The sequence below is a fragment of the Streptomyces sp. NPDC000404 genome, assembly GCF_040300365.1.
GTDB classification, from domain to species: Bacteria; Actinomycetota; Actinomycetes; order Streptomycetales; family Streptomycetaceae; genus Streptomyces; species Streptomyces ramulosus.
The window spans coordinates 634270-650569 of the sequence record NZ_JBEPDN010000001.1 but is presented as its reverse complement, the minus strand read 5'-3'; the positions used below and the strand labels follow the sequence as shown (position 1 = coordinate 650569).

The following is a 16300-nucleotide window of genomic DNA, read 5'->3' as shown; positions in this document are numbered from 1 at the left end:
GCCACCGTGCCGCGCCGGCCGCCGTCCCGGCTGCCAGGGCCCGGCTCCACCCCGCCCGGCGTTGCTTCCTGCTCCGACCGCCCCCGCAGGCCGCCTGTGCCCGGCCCGGTGCCGTTCCGGCAGCCCTCCCGACGGCCCCGGCTCCCGCCTCCCGCCCCGCCCGGCCCGGGTACGCGCTCCGGGCTCGCCTCCGCCCCTCTCCCCGGCCGTCTCCAGCCGTTTCCGGCCCCCGCTCCGCCCCGCCGGTCCCAGGAATCCCCCGCGCCCCGCACACCCGATCGCCGCGCTCCGCCCGACGCCCCGGCGTAGCCGGACGGTAACGGAACGAACTCAGAAAGTGCTCGCACGCCCCTCGTGGCAGCCCTGTGTCGTACTCCACACTGAGAAGCGGTGCGCGAGCCCGCCGCGCCCCATCCGCTCCCGCGCACCCGCTTCCCGCCCGCGGCCACTCGCGGTACGGCGGCCGGCCCGCCGCCGCTCCCGGACCCTGCCGCCCGCGCAGCGAATCTCCTGGAGGTCGTCCCTGTGCAGAGCCAGATCCTCCCCGGGGCGCCCGGCGCCCCGCAGGCCGCGACCGGGACGACCCTGCCGCAGGGGGAGGAGGCCCCGGCCCGCGGCCCCGTCGGCCCCCGCCCGTTCCGCGTCCCCGCACAGCCCACCGGCCCCGCCCGCGCCACCCCGCCGGACGCCGGACACCTCCCGGACGACCCGGAGGCCGCCGCCCCCGAGGACGAGCCGGACGATGCCCCCGGGACGCCGCCGCGCCCCGAGACGGCCGGCCCGTCCGCCGACCTCTTCCGTCAGTACCTCCGCGAGATCGGCCGCATCCCGCTGCTCACCGCCGCCGACGAGGTCGAGCTGGCGCGTCGCGTCGAGGCCGGCCTCTTCGCCGAGGAGAAGCTGGCCCGCACCCCGGACCTCGGCTCCCGGCTCGCCGGTGACCTCGACACGTTGGTGGTCCGCGGCCGGATGGCCAAACGCCGCCTGATCGAGGCCAACCTCCGCCTCGTCGTCTCCGTCGCCAAGCGCTACCTCGGCCGCGGCCTGACCATGCTCGACCTCGTCCAGGAGGGCAACCTCGGCCTGATCCGCGCCGTCGAGAAGTTCGACTACGCCCGCGGTTTCAAGTTCTCCACCTACGCCACCTGGTGGATCCGCCAGGCGATGTCCCGCGCCCTCGCCGACCAGGCCCGCACCATCCGCGTCCCGGTGCACGTCGTCGAGCTGATCAACCGCGTGGTCCGCACCCAGCGCCGCATCCTCCAGGAGACCGGCCGCGAACCGTCCCACGACGAGATCGCCGCCCAGCTGGGCCTGAGCACCGAACGCGTCGCGGAGGTGCTGCGCCTCGCCCAGGAACCGGTATCGCTGCACGCCCCCGTGGGCGAGGAGGACGACGTCTCCTTCGGCGACCTCATCGAGGACGGCGACGCCCCCTCACCCGCCGAATCCGCCGCCTTCCTCCTGCTCCGCGAACACCTCGACGCCGTCCTGTCCACCCTCGGCGAACGCGAACGCCGCGTCGTCCAGCTCCGCTACGGACTCGTCGACGGCCGGCCCCGCACCCTGGAGGAGATCGGCCGGCTCTTCGGCGTCACCCGTGAGCGGATACGCCAGATCGAGTCCAAGACCCTCGGCAAGCTCCGCGACCACGCCTACGCCGACCAGCTCCGCGGCTACCTCGACTGACCCGTCACCCCTCCGGGACGAACGCCGCCGCGGGTGCCGCCGCGGCGAACGCCCCCGGGTAGGTCTCGTCCCGCACCGCCGCGTACTGCTGGCGCACCGCCTGCCCCACCGGCAGCTCCTCGCCCGGCTCGAAGATCTGGCTGGCGGCCGCCGGCCACTGCGGCGGCTCCGCGGGGCCGCCCGGCTCGGCGGTGGGCAGCGTGCCGTGCGCCGCACCGAGCGCCCACGCCGCCTGCCGCGCCGCGCCCAGCGCCGCGTACTCGGCCGGCTGCGGCACCACGACCTGCACCCCGAAGAGCGCCGGCGCCACCGCCTGCACCGCGGTCAGCTCCGCCGCCGCGCCCAGCAAAAACACCCGGCGCACCGTCACGCCCCGGCCGCGCAGCACGTCCAGCGCGTCGGCGAGCCCGCAGAGCATCCCCTCGACCGCGGCGCGCGCCAGATGCTCCGGCTTCATGCTCTCCCGGCGCATCCCGTGCAACGACCCCGCGGTGTGCGGCAGATGCGGCGTCCGCTCGCCCTCCAGATACGGCAGCAGCACCATGCCGTACGCGCCGGGCGTCGACTGCAGCGCCAGCTCCGACAGCCCCTCCAGGTCCGTCCCGAGCATCTCGGCGGTGCCGCGCAGCACCCGTACCGCGTTGCTGGTGTGCACCACCGGCAGATGACGGCCGGTCGCATCGGCGAACGAGGTGATCGTGCCCTCGGCGTCGACCAGCGCCTCGTGATGGATGCTGAAGACCGAACCCGACGCGCCCAGCGAGATCACCGCGTCGCCGACGCCCACGCCGAGCCCGAACGCCGCCGCCATCGTCTCGCCCGTACCGGCGGAGATCAGCAGCCCCTCCGGGGTGAAGCCCGCGGTCCCCCAGGGGCGCAGCACCTCCGGCAGCCGCACCTGGTGCCCGAGCGCCAGCTCCACCAGGTCCGGCCGGTACGCCTCGGCGGCGGCCGACCAGAATCCGGTGGTCGAGGCGCCGCCGCGGTCCGTCGTCCGCCGTGCCGGGCGGCCCAGCAGCTGCCAGGCCAGCCAGTCGTGCGGCTGCATGACCTCGGCGATCCGGGCGGCGTTCGCCGGCTCGCTCCGCGCCAGCCAGCGCAGCTTGGTCACCGGGTGCGCCGCCTGCGGCACCGCTCCGACGGCCTGCGCCCACGCCGCCCGTCCGCCGAGCGAGTCCGCGAGATCGGCCGCGGCGCTCTGCGCCCGCTTGTCGTTGCCCACCAGCGCCGGCCGGACGAGCCCGCCCTCGGCGTCCAGCGGCACCAGCCCGTGCTGCTGCGCCGAGACCCCGATCGCCTGGACGCCTTCGAGCAGGCCGTTCCCGGCGGCCTCACCCAGTGACATCAGCCACGCCTGAGGGTCGACCTCGGGCCCCTTCTCGGCGGGGTGCGGCGCGTACCCCCGCCTGATGACGGCACCGGTATCGGTATCGCAGACCACGATCCGTGTGCATTCGGAAGAACTGTCCAACCCGGCGACTTTCCCCATGGCCCCAGATGATGCCCCATCCGGCGGGCCCGGGACGCGTCAGGGTTTACGACGGCCGCCACGGGGAACGGGCGCGCGCCCGTCAGGTGTTGCTCGTGCCCCAGTCGTCCTCGTCGGAGGCGCGCTGCTCACGCAGCGAACGGACCCGGTCGGTGACCGACTGCGGCATCCGGTCCCCGACCTTGGCCGAAACCTTGTCGAACGCCTTGGTCGCCGCCTGCCGGCCGCCCAGCGCGGCGGTCTCGGCGGTGTTGCGGACCGCGGGGTTCTCCGCGACCCGCCGGGCCGCCTTGCGCAGCTGCTCGTACCGCTCCCGTCCGGCCCGCGTGCCGAACACGTATCCGACGGCCAGTCCCGCGATGAACGTGAGCCGGTAGCGCATCGCTCCACCCTTTCCTGTCGTCGGCGGAGCGCCCGCCGGGGAGGGGCCCCGAGGCGCCGTCCGCCGCTGGCGTCCGGTCGCGTCCGGTGCCGGTGCACCGGACCTGTGGGCTGTGCCGCGCGCCTGCCCTGCGGGGCCGGTGATCACCTGTGGCGATACCGATTGGCGGAGCACCCCCCTGCTTGCGCTAATGTATGTGTCGCAGCGAGCGCACGCCGTCCGGAGATCCGGTCGACGAAGCATTCGAGGCACCCGCAGCATTCCCCTGTAGCTCAATTGGCAGAGCAGCCGGCTGTTAACCGGCAGGTTACTGGTTCGAGTCCAGTCGGGGGAGCGCGATCCCCTGTAGCTCAATTGGCAGAGCATTCGGCTGTTAACCGGAGGGTTACTGGTTCGAGTCCAGTCGGGGGAGCAACACCGGAGAGGACCCCGAAAGGGGTCCTTTTCCATGTGCGGGGAACCGAAAGCCGCGTGGGTGAAGTCCTGTTGACCGTGCACGGTCGCCGGACTGCAGCCCACACGGGCAACAGATCGTATGAGCGGCTATGCTGCGGCAGACGGCGCGCACAAATGTGCGCGGCGCGCCGTGTGGGGGCGGTAGCTCAGCCGGTCAGAGCAGCGGACTCATAATCCGTCGGTCGTGGGTTCGAGCCCCACCCGCCCCACAGGCCAGGCGCCTTGCCTGGGAGGCACGTAATGAGGGCCCGCACAGTTCGCTGTGCGGGCCCTCACTCTATGCATACGCGGGGCGCGGCATCCCCGGCGCGGCCCGCGTCCGCCCGGTGGCACCCGAACGCCTCCGGGGCGCCGCCCGATCGGCGGCGGGGCGCCCGCCACATCGGCCTTCGGAGGGCGCCCGCCGGGTGTGCTGCGCGCCACGTCAACCGCGTGCCACCGGGATGTCTAGGACGCCGCGCCCTGGGCAGGGGAGCGGGACGGTCCGGCGTGCGGAATACGGTGCGGGGCGATCCCGTTGCCGCAGCTGGATACGGACCGGACATTCACGTACAGAACCGCAAGCAGGGAGCCCGCATGAGCACCGTAGAGCTGACCAAGGACAACTTCGACGAGATCGTCTCCGGCAACGACTTCGTCCTCATCGACTTCTGGGCCGAGTGGTGCGGCCCGTGCAAGCAGTTCGGTCCGGTCTTCGAGCGGTCCTCCGACAAGCACGACGACCTGGTCTTCGCCAAGGTCGACACCGAGGCGCAGCCGGAGCTGGCCCAGGCCTTCCAGATCCAGTCGATCCCCACGCTGATGATCGTCCGCGACAACATCGCCGTGTTCGCCCAGCCCGGGGCGCTGCCGGAGGCCGCCCTGGAGGACGTCATCGGACAGGCCCGCGGTCTGGACATGGACGAGGTCCGCGCCTCGGTGGCCGAGGCGCAGCAGGCCGAGCAGGCGCAGGAGAAGTGAGCGAGCTGCTGCTGATCCGGCACGGCGAGACCGAGTGGAGCAGGAACGGCCGGCACACCAGCTGGACGGATCTGCCGCTCACCGCCGAGGGCGAGGAGCAGGCCCGCGCCCTGCGGCCCCTCCTCGCCCGCCGGCGGATCGCCGCCGTCCGCGTCAGCCCGATGGCGCGGGCACGGCGCACCGCGGAGCTGGCCGGGCTGGAAGGGGCGCGGACCGACGAGGGCCTGCGCGAATGGGACTACGGCGGCTACGAGGGCGTCTCGACGCCGGACATCCAGCGGGAGCGGCCGGACTGGTTCCTCTTCACCGACGGCACCGTTCCGGGGCCCGACGGGCATCCGGGGGAGTCCCCCGAGGAGGTCGGGGCCCGCGCGGACGCGGTGCTGTCGCGGGTGCTGCCGCTGCTGGACGCGGACGAAGGGGACGTCGCGCTCGTCGCGCACGCGCATTTCCTGCGGGTGCTCACCGCCCGCAGGCTGGGCCTGCCGCCGTCCGCGGGGGCGCTGTTCACGTTCGGGACCGGCGCCGTCGGCATCCTCGGCACCGAGCACGACCGGCCCGCCGTGGTGGCGTGGAACGCCCGGTAGCCCTGATGCGCCCGGCCGGGCCGTGACCGGCGGCGTTGCCCGGTAGGCATGTTCGAGGAAGGGCGGGCCGGGCCTCGAACGGGGCGCGGTGTCAGGGCGCCATCGGGTCGAGGTGCATCGGCTCGACCTTGCCCTCGATCATGGCGCCGAGCCCCTGGACGGCGCAGGTGTCGGGCCGGTCGGCGATGTGCACCGGCACCGTCGTCGCCTCCCGGATCATCGACTCCAGGCCCGGGATCAGCGCGCTGCCGCCGGCCAGCATGATGCCGCGTTCGCCGAGGTCGGCGACGAGGTCCGGCGGGCAGCGGCGCAGCACCGCCCCGATGCCGTCCAGGATCGCGGTCAGCGGCGTCGCGATGGCGTGCCGGACGCGGTCGGTGTCCACCTGCACGCACCGCGTCGTCCCGCTGACCACATCGCGGCCGTGCACCTCCGCCGGCCCCGAGGCGAGCCCGCCGGTGCTGGAGAGCATCAGGTGCAGCGGCCGCACCGCGCGGCTCGCCAGATGCACCTCGTGGTGCTGGCGCAGGTGCTGGACGACGGCGTGATCGATGGCGTTGCCGCCCACGGCCACGGTCTCCGCCGCCACGATCGACCCCAGCGAGAGCACCGCGATCTGCGTGGTGCCCGCCCCGCACACCACGATCATGGTCGCCTCGGGCTGCTCGACGGGCAGCCCGCAGCCGACCGCCGCGGCCACCAGCGTGTCGACCAGCTCCACCCGCCGCGCCCCCAGCCCGCTCAGCGTCTCCACCGCGGCGCGCTGCGCCAGCGGTTCGCTGCCGAACGGCTGGCAGACCGCGGCGCGCATCGTCGGGCGCCGCCGCCAGGTCCGGCGCAGCTTGTTGCCGACGAGGTGGCGCAGCAGCCGCTGGGCCATGTCGATGTCGACCACCGTGCCGTTGGCGACCGGCCGGACGACCCGGATGTACTCCGGAGTCCGGCCGTCCATCACCGCGGCGTCGCTGCCGACGGCCAGCAGCGCGCCGGTGCGGACGTTCACGGCGGCCACCGTCGGCTCGTCGACGATCAGCCCCTGGTTCTTGAGGTAGACGCGGGTCCGGGACGCCCCGATGTCGACGGCGACCGAGCAACGGCGCAGCTGGGCGAGGCTGATGGTCATGGAAGATTCCTCCCCTGTGGGCCGGTACGGACGGAGCGTCGTAAGGAGCACTCCCGGCCATCCTGTGGCGGCCGTCCGCCCGCTGCGCGTTGGGGAGGGCCGGTCGGGGGACCTGCGGATACCCGCCGGAACGCGCCCCCGTACGGCGTCAGCCCAGGCGGCGCTGGAAGAGTCCCCAGGTGAACTCAAGGACCGCGGGGCGGAGTTCGCCCGTCGGTTCGGGGACGGTGGCCCGCAGGTTCCAGCGGTTCGGGGCGTCGCCCTCCAGGGGGCGGGCCGGGGCGAAGGCGCGGGCGGCCTCGTCGACGGTGCAGGACCAGGGGGCGAGGTCGTCGGCGGTGCGCAGCAGCGGGGCGGGGGCACCGGGCGCGCGGACCAGCCAGGCGTTCCAGACGGCGCCGCCCGGGGCGGTGAGCACCTCGAACCGCAGATCGGGCCAGAGCGGCACCGGCCAGCGCAGCGCCTCGCAGGTCAGATCGCCGATCCGGCGGGTCGTGACGGTCTCGGGGGTGCCGAGCAGCGCGCGGTAGGGCCGCGTCCCGGTGCGTGCCCCGGGCGCGTGCAGCCGGGCCTGCCACCGCTTGTTGGCCTCGCGCTGCCGGGCGCGGTCCACCCCCAGCTCCCGCAGCGCGTCCTCGACGAGCCCGGGCTGGTGGTCGGCCATCCGCCGCAGCAGCACCAGCTGGAACGCGAGCGGCCCGGGCAGCGCGTCGGGGGAGGGGGATTTCGGGTTCACGGTAGCCATCGTCGCGCAGGACGGGGCGCGGCGGGCGGACGGTGCGGGCCGCGCCACCGCGATGGCGCCGCAGGGGAGTTGGGGAGCGGCGGCGCCCCGGCAGTCGCCGCCGCCCGCCCGCGGCCCGTCAGCTGAAGTCGAACTCTCCGGTGCGGGTCCGCTTCAGCTCGAAGAACCGGTCGTAGCCCGCGAGCAGCCGGGCGCCGTCGAAGACCCGTACCGCGTCCTCGCCGCGCGGGATCGACATCAGGACCGGTCCGAAGAACGCCACCCCGTCGATGTGGATCGTCGGCGTGCCGACGTCCTCGCCCACCGGGTCCATGCCCTCGTGGTGGCTTTGGCGCAGCAGTTCGTCGTAGCGGTCGGTCTCGGCGGCACCGGCGAGCGCGGCGGGCAGCCCGACCTCGGCCAGCGCCTCCCGGATGACGTTCTCGGTGTCCTCGCGGGCCTCGTTGTGCAGCCGGGTGCCGAGCGCGGTGTACAGATCGCGCAGCACCTCCTCACCGTGCCCGGCGGCCGCGGCGATGCAGACCCGCACCGGGCCCCATCCCGCGTCCAGCAGCTCCCGGTACTTCTCCGGCAGGTCCTCGCGCCCCTCGTTCAGCACGGACAGGCTCATGACCCGGAACCGCAGATCCAGGTCGCGGTGGCGCTCGACCTCCAGGATCCACCGGGAGGAGATCCAGGCGAACGGGCAGATGGGGTCGAAGTAGAAGTCGACGGTGTGGCGGGTGCCCCCGGGCTGCGCGGCGCGGTCTTCCGGGGCGGTGATCTCGGTCATGGGCTCAGGCTATGCGGCGGCGGGGTGCTGCGCCCGGGCCACTTCCCGACCGCGACGGTGGGCCACCGGGCGGCCCGGCACCGCTCTGGCCGCTCACTCCGGGGCGGTGCCGAGCATCCGCTGCAGCAGCTCCTTGAGCAGGGTCCGCTCGGTGACCGTCAGACGGCCGAGCGGCTCGCGCGCGAAGTTCAGCGAGCCGCGCAGCGCCTCGGCGGTGCGTCTGCCCTCGTCCGTCGGCGCGGCCAGCTTCACCCGGCGGTCGGCGGGATCGGGCCGCCGCTCGACCAGCCCGCGGGATTCCAGCCGGTCGACGATGCCGGTGATGTTCGACGGCTCGCACTTCAGACGCTGCGCTATCCGCCGCATGGGGAGCGGCTCGGCGGACAGCAGGCCGAGCACCCGCGCCTGCGCGCCGGTGAGGGAGTGCTGCGACGCCGCGTGCTCGTACTCCTCGTGGTAACGGGCGACGACGGTGCCGATGAGATCGACGACCTCGACGGTCAGGTGGTCTGCGCGCGGAGTCATGCCCACAGGATACCCAATTACTTGACAGCATGAAATATTCAGAGGCATGGTTGTTTCAGCTACTGAAGCATCAGGAAGGATCGCGTCATGTCCGCACTGCCCACGACCGGCCGTGAATGGCACCTCGTCGCCCGCCCGCACGGCTGGCCCACGCCGGACGACTTCGCCCTGCGCGAGGCCGCGGTCCCCGAGGTCGGCGAGGGTCAGATCCTCGTCCGCACCCGGCATTTCTCCGTCGACCCGTACATGCGCGGCCGGATGAACGACGTGAAGTCCTACACCCCGCCCTTCCAGCTGGACCGCCCCATGGACGGCGGCGCGGTCGGCGAGGTCATCGCCTCGCGCTCCGCCGACATCGCGGTCGGCGACCATGTGCTGCACGGCCTCGGCTGGCGGGAGTACGCGGTGCTCGACGCCGCGCGCGCCGCGAAGATCGACCCCTCGCTGGCCCCGCTGAGCGCCTACCTCGGCGTGCTGGGCATGCCCGGCCTGACCGCCTACGCGGGCCTGCTGGAGGTGGCCTCCTTCAAGGAGGGGGACGCGGTCTTCGTCTCCGGTGCGGCCGGCGCGGTGGGCAGTGAGGTCGGTCAGATCGCCAAGCTCAAGGGCGCGTCCCGGGTGATCGGCTCCGCCGGCTCGGACGAGAAGGTCAAGCTCCTCGTGGAGGAGTACGGCTTCGACGCGGCGTTCAACTACAAGAACGGCCCGGTCTCCGAGCAGCTCAAGGCGGCCGCGCCGGACGGCATCGACGTCTACTTCGACAACGTCGGCGGCGAGCACCTCGAAGCGGCCATCAGCTCCTTCAACGTCCATGGCCGTGCGGCGATCTGCGGCATGATCTCGATGTACAACGCCACCGAGCCCACCCCCGCCCCGCGCAACCTCGCGCTGGTCATCGGCAAGCGGCTCCGCCTCCAGGGCCTGCTGGTCGCCGACCACGGCGCGCTGCGGCCGCGGTTCGTCGAGGAGGTCTCCGGCTGGATCCGGTCCGGTGCGCTGAAGTACCGCGAGACCGAGGTCGTCGGCATCGAGAACGGCGCCGAGGCGTTCCTCGGCCTCCTCCGCGGCGAGAACACCGGCAAGATGATCGTGACCCTGGCCGACTGAGTCGGCTGAGCCGACTGAACTGGCTGAACTGGTTGGACGGGACCACCGGCTGACCGACTGGCCGGCTGGTGGTCCCGTCCAGCCGGCCGGTCCGTCCAACTGGCTGATCCGTCTCCGGTGTTCTCGCCTGAAGGGGGCGCCGGTCGTCGGGGCCGCGCGCCGAAGTGCTCGGTGTGCGGCCCCGAGGGCTGCGGATCCGGTGGGCGGCGGGTGGTCGGCTTGGCAAGGGTCGGGCCGGGCCGTCGGGCCGCGCGGGCAGGCGCCGGTCGGCGTGGCCGGGTGGGATCGGCTTTACCGGCTCGTCACGCCATGCGTACGGATGGGCGGCTAGGCTCGGGGCAAGCCGTCGCGATCGTGGGCGCGAGTCGCGGCGAACCACAGGAGGATTCGCATGTCCATCCAGCCGGTCGACGTCGTCTACACCGCCGTCGCCACCGCCGAGAACGGCCGCGACGGCCGCGTCTCCAGCGACGACGGCAAGCTCGACGTCGTCGTCAACCCGCCCAAGGAGCAGGGCGGCAGCGGCGCGGGCACCAACCCGGAGCAGCTGTTCGCCGCGGGCTACAGCGCCTGCTTCCAGGGCGCGCTGAGCGTCGTCGCCCGCAGGGAGAAGGCCGACGTCTCGGGCTCCCGCGTCACCGCCCATGTCGGCATCGGCAAGACCCCGGCCGGTGGCTTCGGCCTCAAGGTCGAGATCTCCGCCTCGATCCCCCACGTCGACGCCGCCACCGCCAAGGACCTCATCGAAAAGGCCCACCAGGTCTGCCCGTACTCGAACGCCACCCGCGGCAACATCGAGGTCACGCTGACGGTTGCCTGACCCGGACCGCCGCCGCGCGGACCGCTGACCCGCAACTCGCCGAAGCCGCAAGGCAGCAGGGCGGCGAGGCGGCAGAGCAGCAAGCAAACCTGAAGGCCGCTTCCGTTCCGTACGGGAGCGGCCTTCGGGTTTCCCGGGGTGGGTGACGCAAGCTCAGTGGGCGTGCTTCTCGCGGGAGTTCACGGATGACGCTCCATCCGCTGCCCTTGACGGCCCGGCCGCTCGGCGCTGACGCGCGCCGTCGGCCGGCCGCGGAAGGCGTGCTCAGGCCCGCGCCCCGTCGCGTCGGCCACGGCGTCGGTACCGCCACCGGCACCGCCACCGCCACCGGCACCGCCACCGGTACCGGCCGGCATCGGCACCGATGATGACCCAGCCACGCGACCGCGACCGGCCCGTCAAGCCCTCCGGAGCCGCCCCTCCCCGGTGCGTCCTGCCGCCCTCGCCCGGCTGCGACGAGGCGCCCGCGCCGCCCGGAACGTCCGCCTCCACGTGATGCAGACCACGCCGTCACCGCCTTGACGAAGCCCTTGTGTAATCGATTTCGTATCCCCGAGAAATCGATTACACGTCGATCGCACGCAGAGGATGGCAACGGCGCCATGGCGAACATCAAGGACGTGGCGGAGCGGGCAGGAGTCTCGGTTGCCACGGTGTCACGGGTGCTCAACGGGCACAGTCCCGTGGCCGAGACGCGGGAGCGGGTGCTCGCCGCCGTGCGGGAGCTGGGGTATCGCCCCAACAACGTCGCCCGGGCGCTGCGCACCGCGCGGACCGGCACGCTCGGACTGATCATCGGCGATCTCACCAACCCGTTCTTCACCGAGCTGGCCGACGCCGTGGAGGACGAGGCCCGCAGCCTCGGCTACAGCCTGGTCATCGGCAACGCCGGTGAACGCCCCGATCAGCAGGACGACTACATCCGCACGCTCCTCGACCGGCAGATCGACGGGCTGCTGGTCAGCTCGGCGGGCACCGGCTCCACGATGCTCGGCGAGGTCGTCGCCTCCGGCACGCCGCTGGTCCTGCTGGACCGGATCGTGCCCGGCGTCGACGCCCCGTGCGTACGTGCCGACGGCCGGGAGGCCCTCACCGACCTCGCCGCACACCTCGCCGCCCTCGGACGCCGCCGCCCCGCGATCATCGTGGCCCCGGCCGGTACGCCCACCGGCGACGAACGGCTGCGGCTGTTCCGCACCGCGCTCGCCGCGCACGGCATCGCCCTCCCCGACACCTGCGTCGGCGCCACCCCGGACCTCCAGCACACCGGTGGCCGCGCCGTGATGCGGGCCTTCCTCGACCTTCCCGAGCCGCCGGACGCGGTGCTGGCCACCGACAATCTCATGGCGCTCGGCGCGATGGACGAACTGCGCGCGCGGGGACTGCGCATCCCCGAGGACATGGCGCTGGTGGTCTACGACGACGTCCCGTGGTTCCGCCACGCCGACCCGCCGCTGACCGTCATCGCCCAGCCCACCCGCGAACTCGGACGGGCCGCCGTGCACACGCTGCTGGCCCGTATCGAGGGCCGGGACGCCGCATCGGTGCTGCTCCCGGCCCGGTTGGTGGCCCGGAACTCGTGCGGCGAGCCGACCGGGCGCCGGGTGCCCGCGCCCAGCCGCGCCGAACCCGTATGAGCCGACCGCCCCGAACGCTGCCGGGCTGATCGCCCCGAAATCTCCCCGGCCGGTCGCCCTCCGGGGCTTGCCGGTCCGGCACGTTCTCCCCGCCCGCCGCGTCCCCGGGCCGGTTCCGGGAAGGCGCCGAGCGGGCACCGGCGGGAAGCCCGCAGGCACCACCCGGACCCGGCGCCCCGAGCGCGCCACCCGTCCACCCGTGTCCCCACACCACCCGAGCACGAGAAACCCGAGCACCACACCCGAGGAAGAGAGGGCAGCGCATGACCGGCGTCAAAGACGACGTACCGGGCGGCCGCGAACTGCTGCGCGTCGAGGGGGTGACGAAGTCGTTCCCCGGCGTGCGCGCGCTGGACGGCGTGGACCTGAGCCTGCGCTCCGGCGAGGTGCACGTCCTGCTCGGCGAGAACGGCGCGGGCAAGAGCACCTTGATCAAGATGCTCTCCGGCGCCCACCGCCCCGACCAGGGACGCATCCTCGCCGCCCAAGGCGCGGACGGCAGCGCCGACGGACTCCGTGAGGTGCACATCCGCTCCGCCCAGGACGCGGAACGGATCGGGATCGCCACCATCTACCAGGAGTTCAACCTCGTCCCCGGCCTGACCGTCGCCGAGAACATCTTCCTGGGGCGCCAGCCGCGCACCGCGCTCGGGCTCGTCGACCGGAAGACGATGCGGGCGCGCGCCGCCGAGCTGCTGCGCCGGGTCCGCCTGGACGTCTCCCCGTCCACCCCGGTCGCCGAACTGGGCATCGCCCGGCTCCAGATGGTGGAGATCGCCAAGGCGCTCAGCCTCGACGCCCGTGTCCTGATCATGGACGAGCCGACCGCGGTCCTCACCTCCGAGGAGGTCGAGACCCTCTTCGGCATCGTGCGGGAGCTGCGCGCGGACGGCGTGGGCATCATCTTCATCACCCACCACCTTGAGGAGATCGGCGCCCTCGGCGACCGCGTCACCGTCCTGCGCGACGGCCGCTCGGTCGCCGAGGTCCCGGCCACCACCGACGAGGACGAGCTGATCCGGCTGATGGTCGGCCGCGACATCTCCGAGCAGTACCCGCGCCTGCGGCCCGATTCGCCGGGCGCGCCGCTGCTGCGCGTACGCGGTCTGACCAGGCACGGAGCGCGCGGCAGCAAGGGCGCACCGGCCCGTCCCGTCTTCGAGGGCATCGACTTCGAGGTGCGGGCGGGCGAGGTGGTCGGCCTCGCCGGACTCGTCGGCGCGGGCCGCACGGAGGTCGCGCGGGCGCTCTTCGGCGTGGACCGCTATGACGCCGGGACCGTCGAGGTCGACGGCAAGGCGCTGGCCCCCGGCGACGTACGGGCGGCGATGCGCGCCGGGCTCGGGCTGGTGCCGGAGGACCGCAAGGGCCAGGGGCTGGTCCTCGACGCGTCGTTGCAGGACAACCTGGTGCTGGCCCGGCTGGACCGGGACACCCGAGGCGGGCTGGTCGACCGGCGCGGGCAGCGACGCGAGGCGGCCGCGGTCGCCGCGCAGCTGAAGGTCCGGATGAGCGGACTGGGCCAGAGCGCCCGCACCCTCTCCGGCGGCAACCAGCAGAAGATCGTGATCGGCAAGTGGCTGCTGACCGAGACCAGGCTGCTGATCCTCGACGAGCCGACGCGCGGCATCGACGTCGGCGCGAAGGTCGAGATCTACCAGCTGATCAACGAGCTGACCGCGGCCGGCTGCGCGGTCCTGATGATCTCCAGCGACCTCCCCGAGGTGCTCGGCATGAGCGACCGGGTGCTGGTCATGTCCCAGGGCCGGATCGCCGGTGAACTCGCGGCCGCCGAGGCCACCCAGGACGCGGTCATGGAACTGGCCGTCCAGGCTCCGGCCGGCGCGAGCCACGCCCCCGCCGAGGCGACGAAGCCGACGGCCGCAGGCGCCACCGAGGCGGCCGATGCCGCGAGCGCGGTCTCGGCCGCCACCCCGCAGAACCGCATGAAAACCCCTGGTCAGAGCGCGATGGAGGGCTCCGATGACTGAGTTGCTGAAGAAGCCGGAGGAGACACCTCCGGCCCTGGACGCGGGCCGCGGCGCCGCGCTCGGCGGATGGTTCACCCGGGCGGTCCTGAAGAACGGCCCGCTGGGCGGTCTGATCGCGCTCGTCGTGGTGATGGCCGTGCTGTCCAAGGACTTCCTCAACGGCCAGAACCTCCTCAACGTCGGCGTCCAGGCGTCCGTCACCGCGATCCTCGCCTTCGGCGTCACCTTCGTCATCGTCTCCGCGGGCATCGACCTGTCCGTCGGCTCGGTCGCCGCGCTCTCCGCCACCGTCGTCGCCTGGGCGGCCACCACCGAGGGACTGCCGGTGTGGTGCGCGGTGCTCCTCGGCCTGGCGGTCGGCGTGGCCGCGGGGCTCGTCTCCGGTGCGCTCGTGGCGTACGGCAGGCTGCCCGCGTTCATCGCGACGCTGGCGATGCTCTCGGTCGGCCGTGGCCTGGCGCTGGTCGTCTCCGGCGGTACGCCCATTCCGTTCCCCTCCTCGGTCAGTGCGCTCGGTGACACCCTCGGCGGCTGGCTGCCGGTCCCCGTCCTCGTGATGATCGCGATGGGTCTGATCGCCGCGGTGGTGCTGGCCCGTACGTACACGGGCCGGGCGATGTTCGCGATCGGCGGCAACGAGGAGGCGGCCCGCCTCTCCGGTATCCACGTCAAGCGCCGCAAGCTCGTCATCTACGCGCTCTCCGGCCTGTTCGCGGCGGTCGCCGGTATCGTGCTGGCCGCCCGGCTCACCTCCGCGCAGCCGCAGGCCGCCTCCGGGTACGAACTCGACGCCATCGCCGCCGTCGTCATCGGCGGCGCCAGCCTCTCCGGCGGCTCCGGCAAGGCGTCCGGCACCCTCATCGGCGCCCTGATCCTCGCGGTGCTCCGCAACGGCCTCAACCTGCTGAGCGTCTCGGCGTTCTGGCAGCAGGTCGCCACCGGTCTGGTCATCGCCGTCGCCGTCCTCCTGGACACGCTGCGCCGGCGGAGCGCCCGATGAGCGCCCGCAGCGCGGCGACCGGAGGCCGCGAGGCGCAGTCCCGTATGGGTCGGGCCGGCGCGGGCCGCAGGTGGGGCGTGCGGTGCGCGGCCGCCGCCGTGGTGGCCGGGCTGACGCTGGGGCTGGCCGGCTGCGACCGCGGTGGCGACACCGATCTGGGGCTGGCGCTCTCCACGCTCAACAACCCGTTCTTCGTCGGCATCAAGGAAGGCGCCCAGGCGGAGGCGGACGCCCGGGGCCTGCACATCAACATCACCGATGCGCAGAACGACCCCACCCAGCAGATCAACCAGATGGAGACGTTCACCAGCCAGGACGTCAAGGCAGCCGTCATCAACCCGGTCGATTCGGATGCGGCGGTACCGGCCGTCGGCGTCGCCAACCGCGCGAACGTCCCGGTCATCTCCATCGACCGCGGCGTCAACGGCGGCAAGGTCGGCTCCACGATCGCCTCCGACAACGTCGCGGGCGGCCGTCTCGCCGCGAAGACGCTCGCCGAATCGCTGGGCGGCAAGGGCAAGGTGGCGTTCCTGGAGGGCCAGCCCGGGACGTCCGCGGCCCGCGAGCGCGGCCAGGGCTTCGAGGAGGGCATCAAGAAGTACCCGGGCATTCAGGTCGTGGCCCGCCAGCCCGCCGACTTCGACCGGACCAAGGGCATGGACGTGATGGCGAACATGCTCCAGGCCCACCGCGACATCGGCGGGGTCTTCGCCGCCAACGACGAGATGGCGCTCGGTGCGTCCAAGGCGCTCGGGGCCCGCTCCGGCAAGGACGTCAAGGTCGTCGCGTTCGACGGCACCCCCGACGGCGTGACGGCCGTGCGCCGGGGCACGCTGACCGCGACCGTCGCCCAGCAGCCCAAACTGCTCGGCAAGAAGGCGGTCGACTGGGCGCTTCGGGCCGCCCGCGGTGAGAAGCTGCCCGCCTCGGTGAAGGTGCCGGTCGTCCTGGTGACGGCGGACAACGCGGCCTCGTTCGACGGCTGACCGGGCCGCGGCCCACCCCGCTCGTGCGATG

At 73.4% G+C, this 16300-nt stretch carries 13 protein-coding genes, 3 tRNA genes and 1 pseudogene; 11 read left to right on the top strand and 6 right to left on the bottom strand.

Annotation, left to right across the window (positions count from 1 at the left end; all coding sequences use genetic code 11):
- Positions 1–525 precede the first annotated feature (525 nt).
- Positions 526–1689, top strand: a complete 1164-nt coding sequence (locus tag ABT345_RS02905) for an RNA polymerase sigma factor (RefSeq protein WP_417833406.1) — start codon at positions 526–528, stop codon at positions 1687–1689.
- A 4-nt stretch (positions 1690–1693) separates the two neighbouring features.
- On the opposite strand, the gene ABT345_RS02900 is transcribed toward ABT345_RS02905, so the two are convergent.
- Both ABT345_RS02900 and ABT345_RS02895 read right to left on the bottom strand, forming a co-directional pair.
- Positions 1694–3178 carry an FGGY family carbohydrate kinase gene (locus ABT345_RS02900; protein WP_345083860.1) on the bottom strand — a complete coding sequence of 495 codons (1485 nt, stop codon included), beginning with the start codon at positions 3176–3178 and terminating at the stop codon, positions 1694–1696.
- Between the two features lie 82 nt (positions 3179–3260).
- Entirely contained in the window at positions 3261–3560 is a 300-nt protein-coding gene (locus ABT345_RS02895) for a YtxH domain-containing protein (RefSeq protein ID WP_345083858.1), read from the bottom strand.
- Positions 3561–3821: 261 nt separating this feature from the next.
- Between ABT345_RS02895 and ABT345_RS02890 the strand changes: the two genes are divergently transcribed.
- From ABT345_RS02890 to ABT345_RS02870, 5 genes are all read left to right on the top strand, one after another.
- Positions 3822–3894: transfer RNA gene (locus tag ABT345_RS02890), tRNA-Asn, on the top strand.
- Positions 3895–3899: 5 nt separating this feature from the next.
- Positions 3900–3972: transfer RNA gene (locus tag ABT345_RS02885), tRNA-Asn, on the top strand.
- A gap of 179 nt (positions 3973–4151) precedes the next feature.
- Positions 4152–4225: transfer RNA gene (locus tag ABT345_RS02880), tRNA-Ile, on the top strand.
- Positions 4226–4592: 367 nt separating this feature from the next.
- Complete coding sequence (gene trxA, locus ABT345_RS02875; RefSeq protein WP_030286841.1) at positions 4593–4976, top strand: thioredoxin; 384 nt, start codon at positions 4593–4595, stop codon at positions 4974–4976.
- Positions 4973–5563 carry a histidine phosphatase family protein gene (locus ABT345_RS02870; protein ID WP_345083855.1) on the top strand — a complete coding sequence of 197 codons (591 nt, stop codon included), beginning with the start codon at positions 4973–4975 and terminating at the stop codon, positions 5561–5563. The genes trxA and ABT345_RS02870 overlap by 4 nt, the downstream gene beginning before the upstream one ends.
- 91 nt (positions 5564–5654) lie before the next feature.
- Here the strand turns inward: ABT345_RS02870 and ABT345_RS02865 are convergent, their stop codons facing one another.
- The 4 genes from ABT345_RS02865 to ABT345_RS02850 form a co-directional block, all read right to left on the bottom strand.
- Positions 5655–6686 carry a rod shape-determining protein gene (locus tag ABT345_RS02865; protein WP_345083853.1) on the bottom strand — a complete coding sequence of 344 codons (1032 nt, stop codon included), beginning with the start codon at positions 6684–6686 and terminating at the stop codon, positions 5655–5657.
- Between the two features lie 148 nt (positions 6687–6834).
- Positions 6835–7431, bottom strand: a complete 597-nt coding sequence (locus ABT345_RS02860) for a hypothetical protein (RefSeq protein ID WP_345083851.1) — start codon at positions 7429–7431, stop codon at positions 6835–6837.
- 118 nt (positions 7432–7549) lie between these two features.
- On the bottom strand, positions 7550–8203 hold the full coding sequence (locus tag ABT345_RS02855; RefSeq protein ID WP_345083849.1) for a mycothiol-dependent nitroreductase Rv2466c family protein: 654 nt from the start codon (positions 8201–8203) through the stop codon (positions 7550–7552).
- 93 nt (positions 8204–8296) lie between these two features.
- Positions 8297–8728, bottom strand: a complete 432-nt coding sequence (locus ABT345_RS02850; protein ID WP_345083847.1) for a MarR family winged helix-turn-helix transcriptional regulator — start codon at positions 8726–8728, stop codon at positions 8297–8299.
- Positions 8729–8815: 87 nt separating this feature from the next.
- Between ABT345_RS02850 and ABT345_RS02845 the strand changes: the two genes are divergently transcribed.
- The 5 genes and pseudogenes from ABT345_RS02845 to ABT345_RS02825 all read left to right on the top strand — a co-directional run bounded on the left by ABT345_RS02845 (position 8816) and on the right by ABT345_RS02825 (position 16269).
- Entirely contained in the window at positions 8816–9835 is a 1020-nt protein-coding gene (locus ABT345_RS02845; RefSeq protein ID WP_345083845.1) for an NADP-dependent oxidoreductase, read from the top strand.
- 391 nt (positions 9836–10226) lie between these two features.
- Positions 10227–10655: an organic hydroperoxide resistance protein gene (locus ABT345_RS02840; RefSeq protein ID WP_345083843.1), complete on the top strand. Its 429-nt coding sequence runs from the start codon at positions 10227–10229 to the stop codon at positions 10653–10655.
- A 602-nt stretch (positions 10656–11257) separates the two neighbouring features.
- Positions 11258–12292, top strand: a complete 1035-nt coding sequence (locus tag ABT345_RS02835) for a LacI family DNA-binding transcriptional regulator (protein ID WP_345083842.1) — start codon at positions 11258–11260, stop codon at positions 12290–12292.
- A 263-nt stretch (positions 12293–12555) separates the two neighbouring features.
- Entirely contained in the window at positions 12556–14283 is a 1728-nt protein-coding gene (locus ABT345_RS02830; RefSeq protein ID WP_345083840.1) for a sugar ABC transporter ATP-binding protein, read from the top strand.
- Positions 14276–16269, top strand: a pseudogene (locus ABT345_RS02825) (ABC transporter permease/substrate-binding protein). The gene ABT345_RS02830 and the pseudogene ABT345_RS02825 overlap by 8 nt, the downstream one beginning before the upstream one ends.
- Positions 16270–16300: the final 31 nt, after the last annotated feature.